General features: G+C 71.4%; 14 protein-coding genes. 11 read left to right on the forward strand and 3 right to left on the reverse strand.

Annotated features, from left to right (window positions below; genetic code table 11):
• Positions 1–143 precede the first annotated feature (143 nt).
• The 5 genes from OHN74_RS29160 (at position 144) to nudC (ending at position 10,333) form a co-directional block, all read left to right on the forward strand.
• A complete protein-coding gene (locus OHN74_RS29160; protein WP_443060467.1) occupies positions 144–518 on the forward strand; it encodes an MGMT family protein in 375 nt (124 codons plus the stop codon).
• A 252-nt stretch (positions 519–770) separates the two neighbouring features.
• Positions 771–4,136 (forward strand): ATP-dependent helicase, encoded by a 3,366-nt coding sequence (locus tag OHN74_RS29165; protein ID WP_327697554.1) that lies wholly within the window; start codon positions 771–773, stop codon positions 4,134–4,136.
• A 135-nt stretch (positions 4,137–4,271) separates the two neighbouring features.
• Entirely contained in the window at positions 4,272–7,805 is a 3,534-nt protein-coding gene (locus OHN74_RS29170; RefSeq protein ID WP_327697555.1) for an ATP-dependent DNA helicase, read from the forward strand.
• Positions 7,806–7,809: 4 nt separating this feature from the next.
• A complete protein-coding gene (locus OHN74_RS29175; protein WP_327697556.1) occupies positions 7,810–9,219 on the forward strand; it encodes a dipeptidase in 1,410 nt (469 codons plus the stop codon).
• 166 nt (positions 9,220–9,385) lie between these two features.
• Positions 9,386–10,333 (forward strand): NAD(+) diphosphatase, encoded by a 948-nt coding sequence (gene nudC, locus OHN74_RS29180; protein ID WP_327697557.1) that lies wholly within the window; start codon positions 9,386–9,388, stop codon positions 10,331–10,333.
• 99 nt (positions 10,334–10,432) lie between these two features.
• Here the strand turns inward: nudC and OHN74_RS29185 are convergent, their stop codons facing one another.
• Positions 10,433–10,690 (reverse strand): glutaredoxin domain-containing protein, encoded by a 258-nt coding sequence (locus tag OHN74_RS29185; protein WP_327697558.1) that lies wholly within the window; start codon positions 10,688–10,690, stop codon positions 10,433–10,435.
• 192 nt (positions 10,691–10,882) lie between these two features.
• On the opposite strand from OHN74_RS29185, the gene OHN74_RS29190 reads away from it, so the two are divergent.
• From OHN74_RS29190 to OHN74_RS29210, 5 genes are all read left to right on the forward strand, one after another.
• Positions 10,883–13,078 (forward strand): ATP-dependent DNA helicase UvrD2, encoded by a 2,196-nt coding sequence (locus tag OHN74_RS29190; protein WP_327697559.1) that lies wholly within the window; start codon positions 10,883–10,885, stop codon positions 13,076–13,078.
• A gap of 171 nt (positions 13,079–13,249) precedes the next feature.
• Positions 13,250–13,573, forward strand: coding sequence for a hypothetical protein (locus OHN74_RS29195; protein WP_327697560.1), 324 nt, complete (start codon positions 13,250–13,252; stop codon positions 13,571–13,573).
• A gap of 173 nt (positions 13,574–13,746) precedes the next feature.
• On the forward strand, positions 13,747–14,115 hold the full coding sequence (locus OHN74_RS29200) for a WhiB family transcriptional regulator (RefSeq protein ID WP_020119791.1): 369 nt from the start codon (positions 13,747–13,749) through the stop codon (positions 14,113–14,115).
• Complete coding sequence (locus OHN74_RS29205) at positions 14,112–14,435, forward strand: hypothetical protein (protein ID WP_164409200.1); 324 nt, start codon at positions 14,112–14,114, stop codon at positions 14,433–14,435. Before OHN74_RS29200 ends, OHN74_RS29205 begins: the two co-directional genes overlap by 4 nt.
• Before the next feature lie 122 nt (positions 14,436–14,557).
• Positions 14,558–14,785, forward strand: coding sequence for a hypothetical protein (locus OHN74_RS29210; RefSeq protein ID WP_327697561.1), 228 nt, complete (start codon positions 14,558–14,560; stop codon positions 14,783–14,785).
• 7 nt (positions 14,786–14,792) lie between these two features.
• Here OHN74_RS29210 and OHN74_RS29215 read toward each other — a convergent pair whose 3' ends face one another.
• Together OHN74_RS29215 and OHN74_RS29220 are read right to left on the reverse strand one after the other, a co-directional pair.
• A complete protein-coding gene (locus tag OHN74_RS29215; RefSeq protein ID WP_327697562.1) occupies positions 14,793–16,157 on the reverse strand; it encodes an ABC1 kinase family protein in 1,365 nt (454 codons plus the stop codon).
• On the reverse strand, positions 16,150–17,361 hold the full coding sequence (locus OHN74_RS29220; RefSeq protein WP_327697563.1) for a TOMM precursor leader peptide-binding protein: 1,212 nt from the start codon (positions 17,359–17,361) through the stop codon (positions 16,150–16,152). The genes OHN74_RS29215 and OHN74_RS29220 overlap by 8 nt, the downstream gene beginning before the upstream one ends.
• A gap of 327 nt (positions 17,362–17,688) precedes the next feature.
• On the opposite strand from OHN74_RS29220, the gene OHN74_RS29225 reads away from it, so the two are divergent.
• Positions 17,689–18,291, forward strand: a complete 603-nt coding sequence (locus OHN74_RS29225) for a M48 metallopeptidase family protein (protein WP_327697564.1) — start codon at positions 17,689–17,691, stop codon at positions 18,289–18,291.
• The last annotated feature ends 11 nt before the right edge of the window (positions 18,292–18,302 follow it).

An 18,302-nucleotide genomic window follows, 5' to 3' on the forward strand; every position in this document is an offset into this window, starting at 1 on the left:
CCCGCACGATGGTGGCATGCCCCACTGACACACAGGGGCATCAGGGTGCAATGCGGGGGCGCACAGTCTGCCGCAAGCGCCGCTCCGGGGCGAGGGATACCCACGGTCGCCGTCTCGTCACACTGTCGGTGGGGTGGGGCAGGATGGGTCGGATGAGCGACGAGAGCCGTCCGGCGGACGCCCTGCCGGAGTACGCCGAGCGGGCCCTGGAGGCCGCCGAACTGATCCCGCCCGGGCGTGTCATGACGTACGGGGATGTGGCCGAGTGGCTGGAGGAGGGCGGACCGCGCCAGGTCGGGCGTGTGATGGCCCTCTACGGAGGGGCTGTTCCGTGGTGGCGGGTCGTCCGCGCGGACGGCGTCCTGCTCCCGGGTCACGAACTTGAGGCCCTCGACCACTATCGCGCCGAGGGCACGCCCCTGAAGGAGGCGAGCAGGGCCACCGAGGGACATCTGCCGCGCCTCGACATGAGACGGGCGCGGTGGGACGGCGGCGAGCGGACGGAGGGTCACACCTGACAGCTTCCGCCATCGGGCGGACATCAGGGGGACCTGTGGCCCGTACGGGGTAAAGCGGGCACGTCCGTGCCATGGCGTACGTTCGTGGGACGAGGGGCCCGGGTGACGCTCGGGGCGGGAGGGAACAAGCGGAAGCCCTGCTTCCGAACCGCCCGTCGGCGTACCGTCGGCTGCACCCACCCCCCTCACCTCCCGGCCACCGTCCTCCACGCGGTCAGCCAACCAGCACACCCACCAGGACCGGCGAACCACGTGAGCTCCTCTTCCTCCACCAGGCGCCTGTCGCACCCCCAGGGTCGACAGGGGAACCGTGGCGCTTACCGACTGGTGCGTACTCCGCCCTCGCGGCAGGATCCCCCTCGTCTGGACGCCGCACAGCGTGCGGTGGTTGATCACACGCGGGGCCCACTGCTCGTCCTCGCGGGTCCGGGTACCGGGAAAACCACCACTCTCGTCGAGTCCGTGGCGGCCCGGATCGCCCGGGGCGGGGACCCCGAGCGGATCCTCGTGCTGACGTTCAGCCGCAAGGCGGCCGTCGAACTGCGCGACCGCATGGCCCTGCGCATCGGAGCCGCCCGCGCTCCCCGCGCGACCACCTTCCACTCCTTCTGCTACGCCCTGGTCCGCGCCCACCAGGACAGCGACCTGTTCGCGGAACCCCTGCGGCTGCTCTCCGGCCCCGAACAGGACGTCGCCGTACGCGGACTGCTCGCCGGTCAGCCCGACCTGGAGCGGCTCGGCCTCGCCCATGTGCGCTGGCCGGACGAACTGCGCGCCTGCCTCACCACCCGGGGCTTCGCCGACGAGGTCCGCGCGGTTCTCGCCCGCAGTCGCGAACTGGGCCTCGGCCCGGACGCCCTGGACGCCTTCGCCCGGCGCATCGGCCGCCCCGACTGGCGTGCGGCCGCCGCCTTTCTCGCCGAGTACCTCGACGTGCTCGACATGCAAGGAGTGCTCGACTACGCGGAACTCGTGCACCGCGCGGTACTCCTCGCGAGCCGCCCCGACACCGCCGGGCAGCTCGCCGCCCGCTACGACGCCGTCTACGTGGACGAGTACCAGGACACCGACCCGGCCCAGGTACGGCTGCTGCACGCGCTCGCGGGGGGCGGCCGGACACTCGTCGCCCTCGGCGACCCCGACCAGTCGATCTACGCGTTCCGCGGCGCGGACGTCAACGGCATCCTGGACTTCCCGGACGCCTTCCCGCGCGCGGACGGCCGCCCTGCCCCGGTCGAGGTCCTCAGGACGTCCCGCCGCTCAGCCGCCGTTCCGCTGACCGCCACCCGCCTCCTCACCCAGCGCATGCCTCTGACCCGCCTCCCGGCCGAGAAGGTCCGCGCCCACCGCGGACTCGCTTCCGTCCGTGACGGAGGCCGCGTCGAGGTCTGTACGTACCCGACGTCCGGTACGGAACTGGAGAACATCGCCGACATCCTCCGTCGCGCACACCTGGAGGACGGTGTCCCCTGGGGCGAGATGGCCGTCCTGGTGCGCGCCGGCGGCCGTACGATCCCGACGGTCCGGCGTGCCCTCACGTCCGCCGGGGTCCCCCTGGACATCGACGGCGACGACCTGCCCCTGCGCCACGAACCGGCGGTGGCACCGCTCCTGACGGCGCTCCGAGCAGTGGCGACCGCTGCGGCGGGAGCGGGCGAGGAGCCGGGCACCCAAGGGACAGGGGACGGCGAGGGCGAAGACGCCGACGCCGGCCTGCCGGCGGCCACCGCCTGGCTCGGCACCGAAACCGCCCTCACCCTCCTCACGTCCCCCCTCGCAGGCATGGACGCCGCCGATCTGCGTCGCCTCGGCCGCGCCCTGCGCGAGGAGGAGCGGGCCGCGGGCAATCCCGTACCGCCGCCCTCGGACGAACTCCTGGCCCGCGCGCTGGCCGAACCCGAACGCCTGGTCGCCCACGACCCGACGTACGCACGCGGTGCCCAGCGCCTCGGCGCGCTGCTCGGGAAGGCACGGGAGCGCCTCGCGGGCGGCGGCACGGCCGAGGAGGCCCTCTGGGACCTGTGGAACGGCACACCCTGGCCGGGACGGCTGGAGCGGGCCGCCCGGCGCGGCGGCGCGGCCGGACGCAACGCCGACCGCGACCTCGACGCCGTGTGCGCGCTGTTCGCGACCGCCGCGCGCGCCGAGGAGCGCACCGGCGGCCGCGGCGCCCTCAACTTCCTGGAGGAGATCGACGCCGAGGACATCGCCGCCGACACCCTCACCCGCCGAGCCGTGCGCCCCGACGCCGTACGCCTGATGACCGCGCACCGCTCCAAGGGTCTCCAATGGCGCCTCGTGGTCGTCGCAGGCGTCCAGGAGGGTCTGTGGCCCGACCTGCGCCGCCGGGGCTCCCTCCTGGAGGCCGACCGCATCGGCCGTGACGGCCTCGCCGAACCGCTCACCCCGGGAGCGCTGCTCGCCGAGGAGCGCAGACTGTTCTACGTGGCCGCCACGCGCGCGCGTGAACGCCTGGTCGTCACCGCGGTGAAGGCTCCCGCCGACGACGGCGACCAGCCCTCCCGCTTCGTCACCGAACTCGGCGTCGAACCCAAGGACGTGACGGGCCGCCCGCGCCGCCCCCTCTCTGTCGCCGCCCTCGTCGCCGAACTGCGCGCCACAACGGTCGACCCGCGCGTGTCCGCCTCCCTCAGGGAGGCCGCCGCCCGCCGTCTGGCCCGGCTCGCCGCGCTCACCGACGAGGAGGGCCGTCCACTCGTGCCGTCGGCCCACCCCTACCGGTGGTGGGGCATGTACGAGCCGACCGAGAGCAAGGTCCCCCTGCGCGACCGCGACCAGCCCGTCGTGCTCTCCGGCAGCGCCCTGGACCAACTCGCCAACACCTGCGCCCTGCAGTGGTTCCTGGGCCGCGAGGTGAAGGCCGACGCCCCCGCGACCGCAGCCCAGGGCTTCGGCAACGTGGTGCACGTTCTCGCCGACGAGGTCGCCTCCGGACACACTCCCGCAGACCTCGCCGTCCTCATGGAACGCCTCGACTCCGTGTGGAACGCGCTCGCCTTCGACGCGCCCTGGAAGTCGACGCAGGAGAAGGAGCACGCGCGCGTGGCGCTCGAACGCTTCCTGACGTGGCACGTCGACTCCAGTCGCACCGGCCGCACCCCCGTCGCCAGCGAGCACGACTTCGACGTGACCCTCGGGGCAGGCGACTACGAAGTGCGGATCCGCGGTTCCATGGACCGCGTCGAGACCGACGGCGAGGGCCGGGCCTACGTGGTCGACTTCAAGACCGGCAAACAGACGCCCACCGCCGCCGAGGTGGCCCGCCATCCCCAGCTCGCCGTCTACCAGCTCGCCGTCCGTGAAGGTGCCGTGGACGATGCCTTCGACGGTGTGCGCCCCGAACCGGGCGGCGCGGAACTCGTCCAGTTGCGCCAGGGCGCGGCGAAGAGGGACGGCGGCGAGACGCTGCCCAAGGTGCAGGCACAGACTCCCCTGGAGGAAGGGGCGGAGGGGGAGTGGGTCGGTGACCTGCTGGCCACCGCCGCGGGCAAGGTGCTCGACGAACGGTTCACCCCGACCACCGGCCAGCACTGCGCGCACTGCTCCTTCCGGGCGTCGTGCAGCGCCCGCCCGGAAGGCCGACACGTCGTCGAGTGACACCGGCCCTGCCCCTGGGAAGGGGGCGTCCGTACGGGCGTGATGTACGGCACCACCTGTGCCGACCTGCGCTTCCGCTGATCCGGAGGGCGAACCTGGCCTCGACTGTCAGTGGCCGCCGCTAGCCTCTCTGACGTGCCAGCCAGTATCAGCGACCCCGAGCAGCTCAAGGAGCTCCTCGGTATCCCGTTCACCCCGGAGCAGACGGCCTGCATCATCGCGCCGCCCGCCCCGCAGGTGATCGTGGCCGGAGCCGGATCCGGCAAGACGACGGTGATGGCGGCACGCGTGGTGTGGCTCGTCGGCACCGGCCAGGTCGCCCCAGAACAGGTGCTCGGCCTCACCTTCACCAACAAGGCCGCCGGTGAACTGGCCGAACGCGTCCGCAAGGCGCTCGTCAGGGCGGGCGTCACCGACCCGGACGTCATCGACCCCGACAACCCGCCCGGCGAACCGGCCATCTCCACCTATCACGCCTTCGCCGGCCGCCTTCTGAAGGACCACGGCCTGCGCATCGGCCTCGAACCCACCGCCCGCCTCCTGGCCGACGCGACCCGCTACCAGCTCGCCGCGCGCGTCCTGCGTGAAGCCCCGGGCCCCTACCCCGCGCTGACGCGCTCCTTCCCGGACCTCGTCAGCGACCTCCTGACCCTCGACGCCGAACTCGCCGAACACCTCGTCCGTCCCGAGGAACTGCGCGCGTACGACGGCGAACTGCTGCGCGCCCTGGAGGGCGCCAAACTCACCAACGCGGACCTGCGAAAGGTCCCCGAGACGGCCGCGGCCCGCCGCGAACTCGTCGAGCTGGTGACCCGTTACCGGGCTGCCAAGGGAGAGCGCGACCTCCTCGACTTCGGCGACCAGATCGCCCTCTCCGCCGCGCTCGCCCGGATCCCCGAAGTGGGCCGCGTCCTGCGCGACGAGTTCCGGGTGGTGCTCCTCGACGAGTACCAGGACACCTCCGTGGCCCAACGAGTCCTCCTGGCAGGCCTGTTCGGCGACGGCACCGGTCATCCGGTGACCGCGGTCGGCGACCCCTGCCAGGCGATCTACGGCTGGCGCGGCGCCTCCGTCGCCAACCTCGACGACTTCCCCGAGCACTTCGCCCACGCCGACGGCAGCTCGGCGGCCCGTCAGTCGCTCAGCGAGAACCGTCGCAGTGGAGGACGCCTCCTCGATCTCGCCAACGGCCTCGCGGAGCCCCTGCGCGCCATGCACGCGGGCGTGGAGGCACTCCGCCCCGCACCCGGCGCCGAACGCGACGGCCAGGTGCGCTGCGCGCTGCTGCACACCCACGCCGAGGAGATCGACTGGCTGGCCGACTCCATCGCCCACCTCGTACGCACCGGCAAGGCACCCGGTGAGATCGCCGTCCTGTGTCGCACCGCCACCGACTTCGCCGAGATCCAGGGAGCGCTGGTCGCCCGGGACATCCCCGTCGAGGTGGTCGGGCTCTCCGGGCTGCTGCACCTGCCCGAGGTCGCCGATCTGGTGTCCGTCTGCGAGGTGCTCCAGGACCCGGGGGCCAACGCCTCCCTGGTCCGGCTGCTGACCGGCCCCCGCTGGCGCATCGGCCCGCGCGACCTCGCCCTCCTGGGCCGCCGGGCCCGTCTTCTCGTGTCCCACGCGCGCGTGGGCGACGCCGACGACCCGGACCGTCGGCTCGCCGAGGCCGTGGAGGGGGTCGATCCCGCCGAGGTGATATCGCTGGCGGACGCCCTCGACACCTTCCTGGAGACACCCCTGAGAGGCCAGGGCGACGACGACGGGCTGCCCTTCTCGCCGGACGCGCGCGTGCGCTTCGCCCGGCTCGCCACCGAGCTGCGCGACCTGCGCCGCTCACTCGCCGACCCGCTGATGGACGTACTGCACCGCGTGCTCGCCGTCACCGGCCTGGAGGTGGAGCTGTCGGCGTCCCCGCATGCCCTGGCCGCCCGTCGCCGCGAGACCCTTTCCAACTTCCTGGACATCGCCGCCTCGTTCGCCGCCCACGAGAGCGAGGCGAGCCTGCTGGCCTTCCTCGGCTTCCTGCGCACGGCCGCGCAGTACGAGAAGGGCCTCGACAACGCCCTGCCCGGCGGCGAGAACACCGTCAAGGTGCTCACCGCCCACAAGTCCAAGGGCCTGGAGTGGGACGTCGTGGCCGTCCCCGGCCTGGTCACCGGCACTTTTCCCAGCGACCGGGGCCGCGAGAAATGGACCTCCCAGGCCAAGGTCCTGCCGCACGAACTGCGCGGCGACACCGCCACCCTGCCCGACATCGAGGCCTGGGACTCCCGGGGCATGAAGGCCTTCCAGGAGGCGATGAAGGACCACCAGCACACCGAGGAACTCCGCCTCGGCTACGTCACCTTCACCCGCCCACGCTCCCTCCTGCTCGGCTCAGGCCACTGGTGGGGGCCCTCCCAGAAGAAGCCTCGCGGCCCCTCCGACTTCCTGCGGGCCCTCCACGACCACTGCACAGCCGGACACGGCGAGATCGAGGTCTGGGCGGACGAACCGGAGGAGGACGAGGAGAATCCAGCCCTGCACGCGACGACCGCCGACCAACTCTGGCCCCTGCCCCTGGACGACGCCGCGTTCCGCCGCCGGCGGGCCGCCGCCGAGACGGTCCTCGCCCACCTGGAGACCCTCGCCTCCCACGAGGACGGTCATCCCTCGACCGCACACGAACCCGACGCGTACGACGACCCGGACTGGCCCCCGCCGCCGGACGACGAGCCTCCGTACGGGGACGACGGATCCTTCGACGACGGCCCCCTCGACGAAGACGCCGCTTCCCCCGCCGAGGACGACGGCGACTGGGACGCCTGGAGCACGGACCGTCCCGAAGCGCCCGCACAGACCCCACCGCCCGCGCCTGCGCGGGCGACGCACACCGGACACGATCGCCCGCCCGTCGTGCCCCACGCCCGCAGACATCCCGCCGAAGCGGATCTCACACCGGAGGAAGCTCGCGCCGTCGCCTCCTGGGACCGCGACCTCGACGCGCTCACCGGGGAACTGCTGCGCGCGCGGGAGAGCGTCACCGACGTCACCCTGCCTCCCACACTGACCGCCACCCAGCTGATGCTCCTGGCCGCCGACCCGGACGCCCTAGCGCAGGAACTCGCGCGCCCCATGCCACGCCCACCGCAGCCCGCTGCCCGCCGGGGAACCCGCTTCCACGCCTGGGTCGAGGCCCGCTTCGAGGAGCTGCGGCTCCCCCTGCTGGAACCCGAGGAACTCCCCGGCAGCGACGCCGAGATCGCCGACGAACGCGACCTGCAGACCCTCAAGGACGCCTTCGAGGACACCGCGTACGCACACCGCACGCCCTACCGGGTCGAGACCCCCTTCCAGCTCGACATCGCCGGCCGTGTCGTAAGGGGCCGGATCGACGCCGTCTACAAGGAAGGCGACGGCGCGGAAGCGACATACGAGATCATCGACTGGAAGACCCACCGCGCCCACACCGCAGACCCCCTCCAGCTCGCCGTCTACCGTCTGGCCTGGGCCGAGCAGCAGGGTGTTCCCCCGGAGGCAGTCGGCGCCGCCTTCCTGTACGTACGCAGTGGCGAGATCGTCCGGCCGGACGATCTCCCGGACCGGGCCGCGCTGGAGCGGCTGCTCCTGGACGAGCCTGCCGCGTTCGAAGTACCGGACGAGGATGTCAGCGCGGGCCGATAAGCTCATGACCATGAGCCAGGCCCCGGACAGCGCCGTCCGTACGTACATCGAGCAGCACCGCGTCGCCTTCCTCGACGACCTCGCCGAGTGGCTGCGTATCCCCTCCGTGTCGGCCCAGCCCGACCACGCCGCCGATGTACGCCGCAGCGCCGACTGGCTCGCCGCAAAACTCAGGGAAACCGGCTTCCCCACCGTCGAGGTCTGGGCGACACCGGGCGCCCCGGCGGTCTTCGCCGAGTGGCCCGCCGACGACCCCGCCGCCCCCACGGTCCTCGTCTACGGCCACCACGACGTGCAGCCCGCCGCCCTGGAGGACGGCTGGGACAGCGACCCCTTCGAACCGGTCGTCCGGGGAAACCGCCTCCGCGCGCGCGGGGCCGCCGACGACAAGGGCCAGGTGTTCTTCCACACACTCGGCGTCCGCGCCCACCTCGCCACCACCGGCCGCACCGCACCCGCAGTCCATCTGAAGATGCTCGTCGAGGGCGAGGAGGAGTCCGGATCCGTCCACTTCCGTTCCCTTGTCGAGGACCACGCCGACCGGCTCGCCGCCGACGCCGTGATCGTCTCCGACACCGGCATGTGGGCCGAAGACACCCCCACGGTGTGTACGGGCATGCGCGGCCTCGCCGAGTGCGAGATCCAGCTCCACGGCCCCGACCAGGACATCCACTCCGGCTCCTTCGGCGGCGCCGTGCCCAACCCGGCGACCGCCGTCGCCCGCCTCGTCGCCGCTCTGCACGACGAGCACGCGCGTGTGACGATCCCCGGTTTCTACGACGGCGTCACCGAACCCACCACCCGTGAGCGCGAACTCCTCGCCGAACTCCCCTTCGACGAGGAGCAGTGGCTGCGCACCGCCAAGTCGTACGCCACTCACGGCGAAGCAGGACACACCACCCTGGAGCGCGTCTGGACGCGTCCCACCGCCGAGGTCAACGGCATCGGCGGCGGCTACCAGGGTCCCGGCAGCAAGACGATCGTCCCGGCCTCCGCCATGGTGAAGCTCTCCTTCCGGCTGGTCGCCGGCCAGGACCCCGACCACATCGAGAAGATCGTCCGCGACTGGACCGCGACCCGCGTTCCCGCCGGGATCCGGCACGAGATCACGTTCGCGGCGGCCACCCGCCCGTGCCTGACCCCCCTCGACCACCCCGCCCTGCAGTCCGTCGTACGCGCCATGAGCCGAGCCTTCGACAAACCGGTCCGCTACACACGTGAAGGCGGCAGCGGCCCGGCCGCAGACCTCCAGGACGTCCTTGGTGCCCCCGTGCTCTTCCTGGGTATCTCCGTCCCCTCCGACGGCTGGCACGCCCCCAACGAGAAGGTGGAGATCGACCTGCTCCTCAAGGGCGTCGAGACCACCGCCTATCTGTGGGGCGACCTGGCAGGGAACTGGCGCCATGACTCCTGACGACCCGATGCCGACCGGACCGGCAGCCGCCCCGGGGGAGACCGGAAGCACCGCCCCGCCTCCGCGCAAACCCACCCGGAAACCCCCGCCCTCCAAACGTCCCCGCCCACGTCCCGCTGAACCGCCCGCCGAAATATCCGTTCCACCGGGGGAGTTGGAAGCACCTGTGACCACCTGGACCGACCACACCGCCGACCGTCCCATCTCGCTCACCGCCCCCAGCGGCATCGACCGGGCCGCGCACCACCGGCTCGACGAGGCCTGGCTCGCCGCAGCGTGGAGCCACCCCACGACCCGCTGCTTCGTGGTCTCCGGCGGCCAGGTACTCATCGACGAGACGTCCGAGGGGCGTACCGAACTCGTCATGACCCCCTCCTTCGAAGCCCCGCTCACCGAAGCGCACCGCTACTTCCTCGGCAACGACGACGACGGCACCAGCTACTTCGCCCTCCAGAAGGACGCCCTGCCCGGCCGCATGGACCAGTCCGCGCGCCCCGCGGGCCTGCGTGAGGCCGGCCTGCTCCTCTCGCCCCGCGACGCGGGCCTGATGGTGCACGCCGTCGCCCTGGAGAACTGGCAGCGCCTGCACCGCTTCTGCTCCCGCTGTGGCGAGCGCACCGTCATCGCCGCCGCCGGCCACATCCGCCGCTGCCAGGCTTGTGGCGCCGAGCACTACCCGCGTACCGACCCGGCCGTGATCATGGCTGTCACCGACGAGGAGGACCGCATCCTCCTCGGCCGCCAGGTCCACTGGCCCGAGGGCCGCTTCTCGACGCTCGCCGGTTTCGTCGAGCCCGGCGAGTCCATCGAACAGTCGGTCCGCCGCGAGGTGTTCGAGGAGGCCGGCATCCACGTCGGCCAGGTCGAGTACGTCGCCAGCCAGCCCTGGCCGTTCCCGTCCAGCCTCATGCTCGGCTTCATGGCCCGCGCCGTCTCCACCGACATCGAGGTCGACGGTGACGAGATCCACGAGGCCCGCTGGTTCTCCCGCGAGGAACTGCGCGCAGGCTTCGAATCCGGCGAGGTCCTCCCGCCGTACGGCATCTCGATCGCGGCCCGACTGATCGAACTCTGGTACGGCAAGCCGCTGCCGAAGCCGGGCAGCGTGCTCTGACGCACGAGGGCGGCCTCTGAGCCGGTTCCGCCGACGTCCCGGGCACGCGAAGACCCCCGCACGGCCGCTGGGCCGGTCGGGGGTCTCTGACACGCGGGGTCAGGCGCCGAGAGCCTGTTTCACCTGCGCGAGGCTCGGGTTCGTCATCACGACCTCCGGGCCGTCGTTGGAGGGAATCACCAGCACCGTCGGAACCGTCTGGTTGCCGCCGTTCGCCTTCTCCACGAACGCTGCGGAGTCCGGGTCGTGCTCGATGTTGATCTCGTTGTACGCGATGCCCTCGCGGTCCATCTGGCTCTTCAGCCGACGGCAGTATCCGCACCACGTGGTGCTGTACATCGTCACAGTGCCCGGCATGTCTCTCGCGCTCCTCAGCAGTTCGGGGGACGGGTGCTCGCTGTGGTGGAACGTACGCGGCCCGGCCGCCATTCCCGCAGGGCGTTCCGACAGGGCGTCCCGAGGCGGGTGCCTGCCGCATTTGTACGACTGCAAGGGGCTGCCTGTGGACAACCGGCTCACCCGTCTCCGGCGACCTGGCAGCATGGCCGTGTGACAGCAGCAACGCACTCCACCCTCTTCCCGCAGGTTCCGGACTCGGCCGACGCGGTGCTCGACGGACTCGATCCCGAGCAGCGCGAGGTGGCCACCGCCCTGCACGGTCCGGTGTGCGTGCTTGCGGGCGCCGGCACGGGAAAGACACGGGCGATCACCCACCGCATCGCCTACGGCGTCCGCGCCGGAGTGCTCCAGCCCTCCAGCGTGCTCGCCGTCACCTTCACCAACCGTGCCGCCGGTGAGATGCGCGGGCGCCTGCGCCAGCTCGGCGCCGGCGGAGTCCAGGCGCGCACCTTCCACTCGGCCGCGCTGCGCCAGCTCCAGTACTTCTGGCCGAAGGCTGTCGGTGGCGCCATGCCCCGACTCGTCGACCGCAAGATCCAGCTCGTCGCCGATGCCGCCGCCGCCTGCCGCATCCGCCTCGACCGGGGCGAACTGCGGGACGTCACCGCCGAGATCGAATGGTCCAAGGTCACTCAGACCGTCCCGGCCGACTACGTGCCCGCCGTCGCCAAGTCCGGCCGCGTCGCCCCCCGTGACCCGGCCGAGATCGCCCAGCTCTACGCCACCTACGAGGACCTCAAGCGGGACCGCTCCGTCATCGACTTCGAGGACGTCCTGCTGCTCACCGTCGCCGTGCTCCAGGACCGGCACGACATCGCCGAGCAGGTCCGCTCCCAGTACCAGCACTTCGTGGTCGACGAGTACCAGGACGTCAGCCCGCTCCAGCAGCGGCTGCTGGAGCTGTGGCTCGGGGAGAGGGACAACCTGTGCGTGGTCGGCGACGCCAGCCAGACGATCTATTCGTTCACAGGAGCAACTCCTGACCATCTGCTCGACTTCCGTATCCGCCACCCCGGCGCCACCGTCGTCAAGCTGGTCCGCGACTACCGCTCCACCCCCCAGGTCGTCCATCTCGCCAACGGCCTGCTCGCCCAGGCCCGGGGCCGCGCCGCGGAACACCGCCTGGAACTGATCTCCCAGCGCGACCCCGGACCCGAACCCGCCTACACCGAGTACGCCGACGAACCCGCCGAGGCCGAAGGCGCCGCCCGCCGCATCCGGGACCTCGTCGCCGGCGGCGTGCCGGCCAGTGAGATCGCCATCCTGGTTCGGACGAACGCCCAGTCCGAGACGTACGAACAGGCACTCGCCGACGCCGGAGTCCCCTACCAGCTGCGTGGCGCCGAACGGTTCTTCGACCGGCCCGAGGTGCGCAAGGCGATCAGCGCGCTGCGCGCCGCCGCCCGCTTCGGAGCCAACGACTCCCTCCTGGACGACGTCGTCGACCTGCCCTCCCAGGTGCGTGCCGTGCTGTCGGGGGAGGGCTGGACCAGTCAATCGCCGGCGGGATCCGGGGCCGTCAGGGAGCGCTGGGAGTCGCTGGCCGCACTGGTGAACCTCGCGCAGGACTTCACTACTGCGAAACCGGGCGCCACGCTCGCCGATCTTGTCGCCGAACTCGACGAGCGGGCGAACACCCAGCACGCCCCGACCGTGCAGGGCGTCACCCTCGCCTCGCTCCACTCGGCCAAGGGCCTGGAATGGGATGTCGTCTTCCTGGTCGGAGTCGCCGAGGGCATGATGCCGATCACCTACGCGAAGACCGATGAACAGATCGAGGAGGAACGCCGCCTCCTGTACGTCGGAGTGACCCGCGCGCGCGAACGCCTCCATGTCTCCTGGGCCCTCTCCCGTGCGCCCGGGGGGCGGCCGAACCGCCGCCCCAGCCGCTTCCTCGACGGCCTGCGCCCCGGTTCCGTCACCACTGGCGTCCGGACGGGCGCGGCCGGCTCCGGCGGCATCGTGCGCGGCTTCGGAGGCGGCCCCGAAGCAGCCCCGCGCAGGACGCAGAGAACCCCGGCCCGATGCCGGGTCTGCGGGCGCACGCTGACCGACGCGGGCGAGATGAAGCTGATGCGCTGCGACGAGTGCCCCTCCGACATGGACGAGGGCCTCTACGAGCGGCTCCGCGAGTGGCGGGCGGTCCAGGCGACGCGCAGCGGGCAGCCGGCCTTCTGTGTCTTCACCGACAGGACCCTGATGGCGATCGCGGAGACCGTCCCGGACGAAGCAGGGGAGCTGGCCCGCATCCCCGGCGTCGGAGTCCGCAAGCTCAACCGGTACGGATCCGATGTTCTGGCCATCTGTGCAGGTCAGGAAGTAGAGGGGGTGGACGGCAGTGACTGATTCAAACTCGTCGGAAAAATAGTTTGCGCATGCCCCGGGAATCCCCATAGGTTCTTAGCCACGGGAACAGAGTCTTCTCAGAAGCCCTGGCCCTGTGCTGTACTTCATAGTCGTATATCCGTTGGACTGGTTCACCCCAGTCCCCCAAGACGCCGAGAGGAGGCGAGTCCAGTGATCAGCATCTACACCAGCTCTGTCAGCACGGTCAAAATGACCGATCTCTCGACCGCTTCCCTGTGCATGCTCGGCGTCTCGGACCTGGGCACCGGTCTGTCCGGCATTCCTGCCGTCCGGCCGGCGTCCACCGTGTCTCTCGCGGCTCTCCCTGTCCGTGAGCGCAATGAGCGACCGAGCAAGGCACTGGAAGCAGGAGCAGTAGAGGCAAAGGCCCCGGCCTATGCCTTTGCGGCCGGTGCCGGATCCCTCAAGCAGACGACGCAGCACCACACGATGTGGGCCTTCCGTGGGCCAGAACCCTGGAGTGATCCAGCCTGATCGATCAGGCCGGCGCCTTCAGGGCCGCGGAACCCCATCCGGGATCCGCGGCCCTTCTGTTTTCCCCGAACGGGGACGACGGAGCGAAGGGGCCTCGGGACAAGAGAAAACCCGCCGGTACCAGCCGCACCCGGCCCAACAGGGCCGGAACGACCAGACGAGGAAAACAACCCGTGCAACTCGAAGCGCACGCCCCGTCAGTACCGCCTTCCGAAACGATCCCCCCGCCCGGCCTCACGGAGGACAGCACCTTGATCCCGCTCACTGCGCTCACCGCGCTCGACGACGCCATCGAGAACCTCGGCGTACCCGTCCCCTGCCGCTCCTACGACCCGGAGGTCTTCTTCGCCGAGTCGCCGGCCGATGTCGAGTACGCCAAGTCCCTCTGCCGCACCTGCCCGCTGATGGAGGCCTGCCTCGCCGGCGCCAAGGAGCGGCGTGAGCCCTGGGGCGTCTGGGGTGGCGAACTGTTCGTCCAGGGTGTCGTCGTGGCCCGCAAGCGGCCCCGTGGCCGTCCGCGCAAGAACCCGGTCACAGCATGAACATCACAGGAACGATCGACCGCCCCTTCACGCACGACCCCAAGAAGCAGGCCCCGATGACGCCGACCACCAGCGAGCCCGTCGGCTCCGCGACCCCGGACTTCACCACCACCGGTGCGAACGACTCGCGCCAGAACAGGACCCGAGAGATGCAACTCATCCCAGAAGCCTTGGCTCGTGCGCATATGCACGACCGCCTTCAGGAGGCCGAGCGGGAACGCCGCGCGCACCGCGTGGTGACCGCCCGTCGGCTCCAGCGCCGAGCCGAGCGCGCCTCGCTGCGTGCCCGCCGTGCGCTTGCCATGGCGGTCATGCAGTAACGACCACGGCAGCTCCGCAGTAACAGCAGCCGCCTCCCGCGGGGGCCGGTCCGTCAGAACGGACCGGCCCCCGCGGTGCGTTGTCCCCTCCCGGGCGCCGGTCGCGGCGATATCGTCGCCGGGTGACGAGTTTTCCCGGTAGCAGTGACGGTCCCGGTGGCGGTGACGACGGCGGTTCCTCGACGGACCCCCGACCCGTCGTCTGCGCCCACTGCGGTACGCGGGCCGAGGGCCCGCCGCTGACCTGGACCTGCTCGGTGGAGAACGGAACGCGCCACTACCTCTGCGACACGTGTGCCCGGGAGAACCTCAGGGCGATCGAGGGGCGGCTCGACTCGGCCTGGTGGTGAATCGGGCTCACGCCTCGGCAGCCGCGCACTCCTCCTCGGCCTCCGGCAGGAATCCCGGCAGCCACTCCTCCAGCTCCGCGCGCATGCGAACCGTCGCTCCCAGTTGGCACAGGACACCGATGGTGCTCAAGGTCACCCGGTGTATCAGCAGGTACGACGGGGGCAGGTTGAGGCGCTTGCCCAGTTGGTGTGCGGGGGAGCGAGGGTCGGCTATGCGGGCCGCCTGGCTGCGCATCCAGCCCCGGGTGAAGGTGAACTCGTCCGCCTGGGCCGGTTCGATGATCGGCAGAAGGTAGTCGAGTACCGCGTCGGGGTCCAGGTCGATCGAGTCCTTGACGAAACCCTCCGCGCGGAGGGCCTCGTAGACCGCCTCGGCCCGGCCGTCCAGGGTCAGGCGAAGGGAGTCGCCGATGGTGGCGGGCAGCCCGCCCGGGAGGCGGTCGACCGTACCGAAGTCCAGCACGCCCAGACGCCAGTCGTCCTTGCCCGCCGGCCCGCCGGGCAGCAAGCGGAAGTTGCCGGGGTGCGGGTCGGCGTGCAGGAGGCCGGTACGGGCGGGGCCCGAGAAGAGGAACCGGGCCAGCAGTTGGCCGGCGCGGTCGCGCTGCTCCCGCGTACCGCTGGTGATCACCTCCGACATCGGTATGCCGTCGATCCACTCCGTCACCAGGACCTGCTCGCACTGGTGGACGACAGCCGGTACCACGACGTCCGGATCGTCCGTGAACTCCTCCGCGTGGGTCCGCTGGGCCTGGGCCTCCAAGCCGTAGTCGAGCTCCTCCGAGACGCGGTCCCGGAGTTCGGCGATGAGCGGCTTGATGTCCATCCCGGGGATGAGGGGCCCCAACAGACGGGCGAAGCGGCTCAGCTGGTTCAGGTCGGAGAGCAGAGCCTCGCCGGCGCCCGGATACTGCACCTTGACCGCGACCTCGCGTCCGTCGTGCCACACCCCTCGGTGCACCTGGCCGATCGAGGCCGCGGCGGACGGCTTGTCCTGGAACTCGAGGAACAGGTCCTGCCAGTCCGCGCCGAGCCGTGCCTCCAGCACCGAGTGCACCGTGCGTGTCGGCATCGGCGGCGCCGCTTCCTGGAGCTTCGTCAGCGCCGCGCGGTAGGGGCCCGCGACCTCCTCCGGCAGGGCCGATTCGAAGACGGACAGGGCCTGTCCGAACTTCATCGCACCGCCCTTGAGCTCGCCGAGCACCTTGAACAACTGCTCTGCCGTGCGCTGCTGCAGTTCGCGGCCGACGATGTCCGCCGACTCGCCGACGATCCGTTTGCCGAGTCCCCAGGTCGCCCGCCCGGCGATGCCGAGCGGGAGCGCGGCGAGCTTGGCGGTACGGGTGACCGCCTTCCGGGGAAGATCAGACATGAGCCCTCCAAGTTCCGGACAGCCGCGCCGCGTGTGCCTTACGGCGTAACTCCGTCGACGGCCGTTGCTCGGCCATTGTCTCGTGCGACTCCCCGTCCTCCGAGGTGTGTTCCTCCTTCTTACTCTTCTCCTCGGCACCGCAGGGGCATGCAGGGTGTGCCCAGACCGGGCGGGCGTGCCAGTCGAGCCCGGGTACGGAGACCTCCCAGCGGGCGCCCGCGGTGGACGGGGTCCTGCCATCCAGGAAGGCGAGCGCGTGGCTCGCGGTCAGGCCCGCGACCGTAGTCGCCAGGGCCAGGTCACATGCTCTGACCTGGCGTGGACGTGCGGAACGCCACTGTGCCACCAGGCGCGGCCAGACAGGGTCCCGGTCGACTCGCCACCGCTCCAGGCAGCCCGCGCAGGCCGTCTCGCCCGGCAGGACCAGCGGGCCCACGATGCCGGTTCCCTCCACGACGCCCGCGTACAGATGCGGTGTGCCCGAGGTCACGAGTTGTTCTGCGGCTGCCGGGTCCGGGGCATGCACCGCGAGGTCGTCGCGAGGGGCGAGGATCACCAGGGAGAGCCCGGGGTCGTGCTCGTCGGGAGGCGACTGAGCGGCCGTACGCCGTGGTGCGCGGTCCGGGGCCGCGCGGCGGACCGCGCGCCGCGCTGACTCGTCGCGGCGTTCGCCGACGGAATCGACGGACAGGCCACCCGGCGCGACGTCCCACGGCTCGACCACGCCGCCGTCGCGCACATCGACATGGCCCACGCCCGCGCCCGCGAGCAGTGCGGCCACCACTGCGCCCACCCGGCCGGCGCCTCGGACCTGCACACGCAGCGACCGGCGAGCGGCCAGCCGTGCCATCGCCTCGCCCGGTGCCGGTGCGACGAGGGAGAGGGAGGCCAGATCGGGACCCAGCCGCTCCAGAACCTTCTTCTTGCCGCGCAGCGTCTCGACGGCCGGGCCGCCGCCTGTCGCGTCGTCGAGGAGACCGGCCTCGCTCAGCCGCTCCACCAGTCCGTCGACATGGGCGGCCGGCAGATCCATGCGATGCCCTTCGTCGTGGAGACGCGGCAGTCCGCGAGTGCCGTCGAGCAGGCTCAGGAAACTGCCCGTCGCCGTGTCCATCGGGCCGAGTGTCATCGCATGGGCTGGTGTCATCCCGAACTGCACCGTGTTCAGATCCCGCCAGCCGCTGCGCAGCGCGCCCTTCATCATCGGGTGAGTGACACGCGGGCGGGTCTCACCCGAGTGGCTCGTGGCAGGCAGCGCGACAGCTGTGCCCGACGCAGTTGCAGGTGTGGTGGTCGATCGCATGGCAGGCCCCCGTAGCCAGAGAGAATCCTCGTTCAAAGTCCTTGTTTGTCGGTGGATGTCAGTGCTCGTCCGCCGATGAATGCCAGCATGACCGGTCTGCTCATCGGGCGTCGAAAGTTGTCCACAGGTGGTGTGTGTTCGTCGTACAAATCAAACGCATGGTGGGGATCGCCGCCGAACCGTGCCGGAGTCAAGACTTCCCCCGTGTACAGCGGGTAACGTCGTGCCGTGCCCGCCGACCCACTGCACCGCGCCGGAAACCCACAGCGCAGTACGACGAGCCAGCCGCCGAGCGGCTCGGGGGCGAGCGCGATCGAGGTTCGCAGGAGCGACCGGCGACGCCGGACGGTCTCCGCGTACCGCGAGGGCGATCGCACCGTCGTGCTCATCCCCGCCCGGATGTCCGAGGCCGAGGAAAAGCGCTGGGTGACTGTCATGCTCGACAAACTGGCCGCCCAGGAGAGCAAGAACAAACGGGTGCCCGGTGACAGCGAGCTGGCCGAGCGCGCCGAGCAACTGTCGGCCCAGTACTTCGACGGCCGCGCCCGGCCCACCTCGGTGCGCTGGGTCACCAACCAGAACACGCGCTGGGGCTCGTGCACCCCGGCCGAGGGCAGCATCCGTCTGTCGCACCGGCTGCAGGGCATGCCCGAGTACGTCGTGGACTACGTCCTCCTCCATGAGCTGGCGCATCTGCTGGTGCCGGGGCACGGGCCCCGTTTCTGGCGGCTCCTGGACGCGTATCCACGGACCGAGCGGGCCCGTGGATACCTCGAAGGAGTGGTCGCCGCCGACCGGCTGCCGCATACGCCGTCCGCGCGCGGGGACTGACCTCCGGGCCG

This window comes from Streptomyces sp. NBC_00459 (assembly GCF_036013955.1).
Taxonomy (GTDB): Bacteria; Actinomycetota; Actinomycetes; order Streptomycetales; family Streptomycetaceae; genus Streptomyces.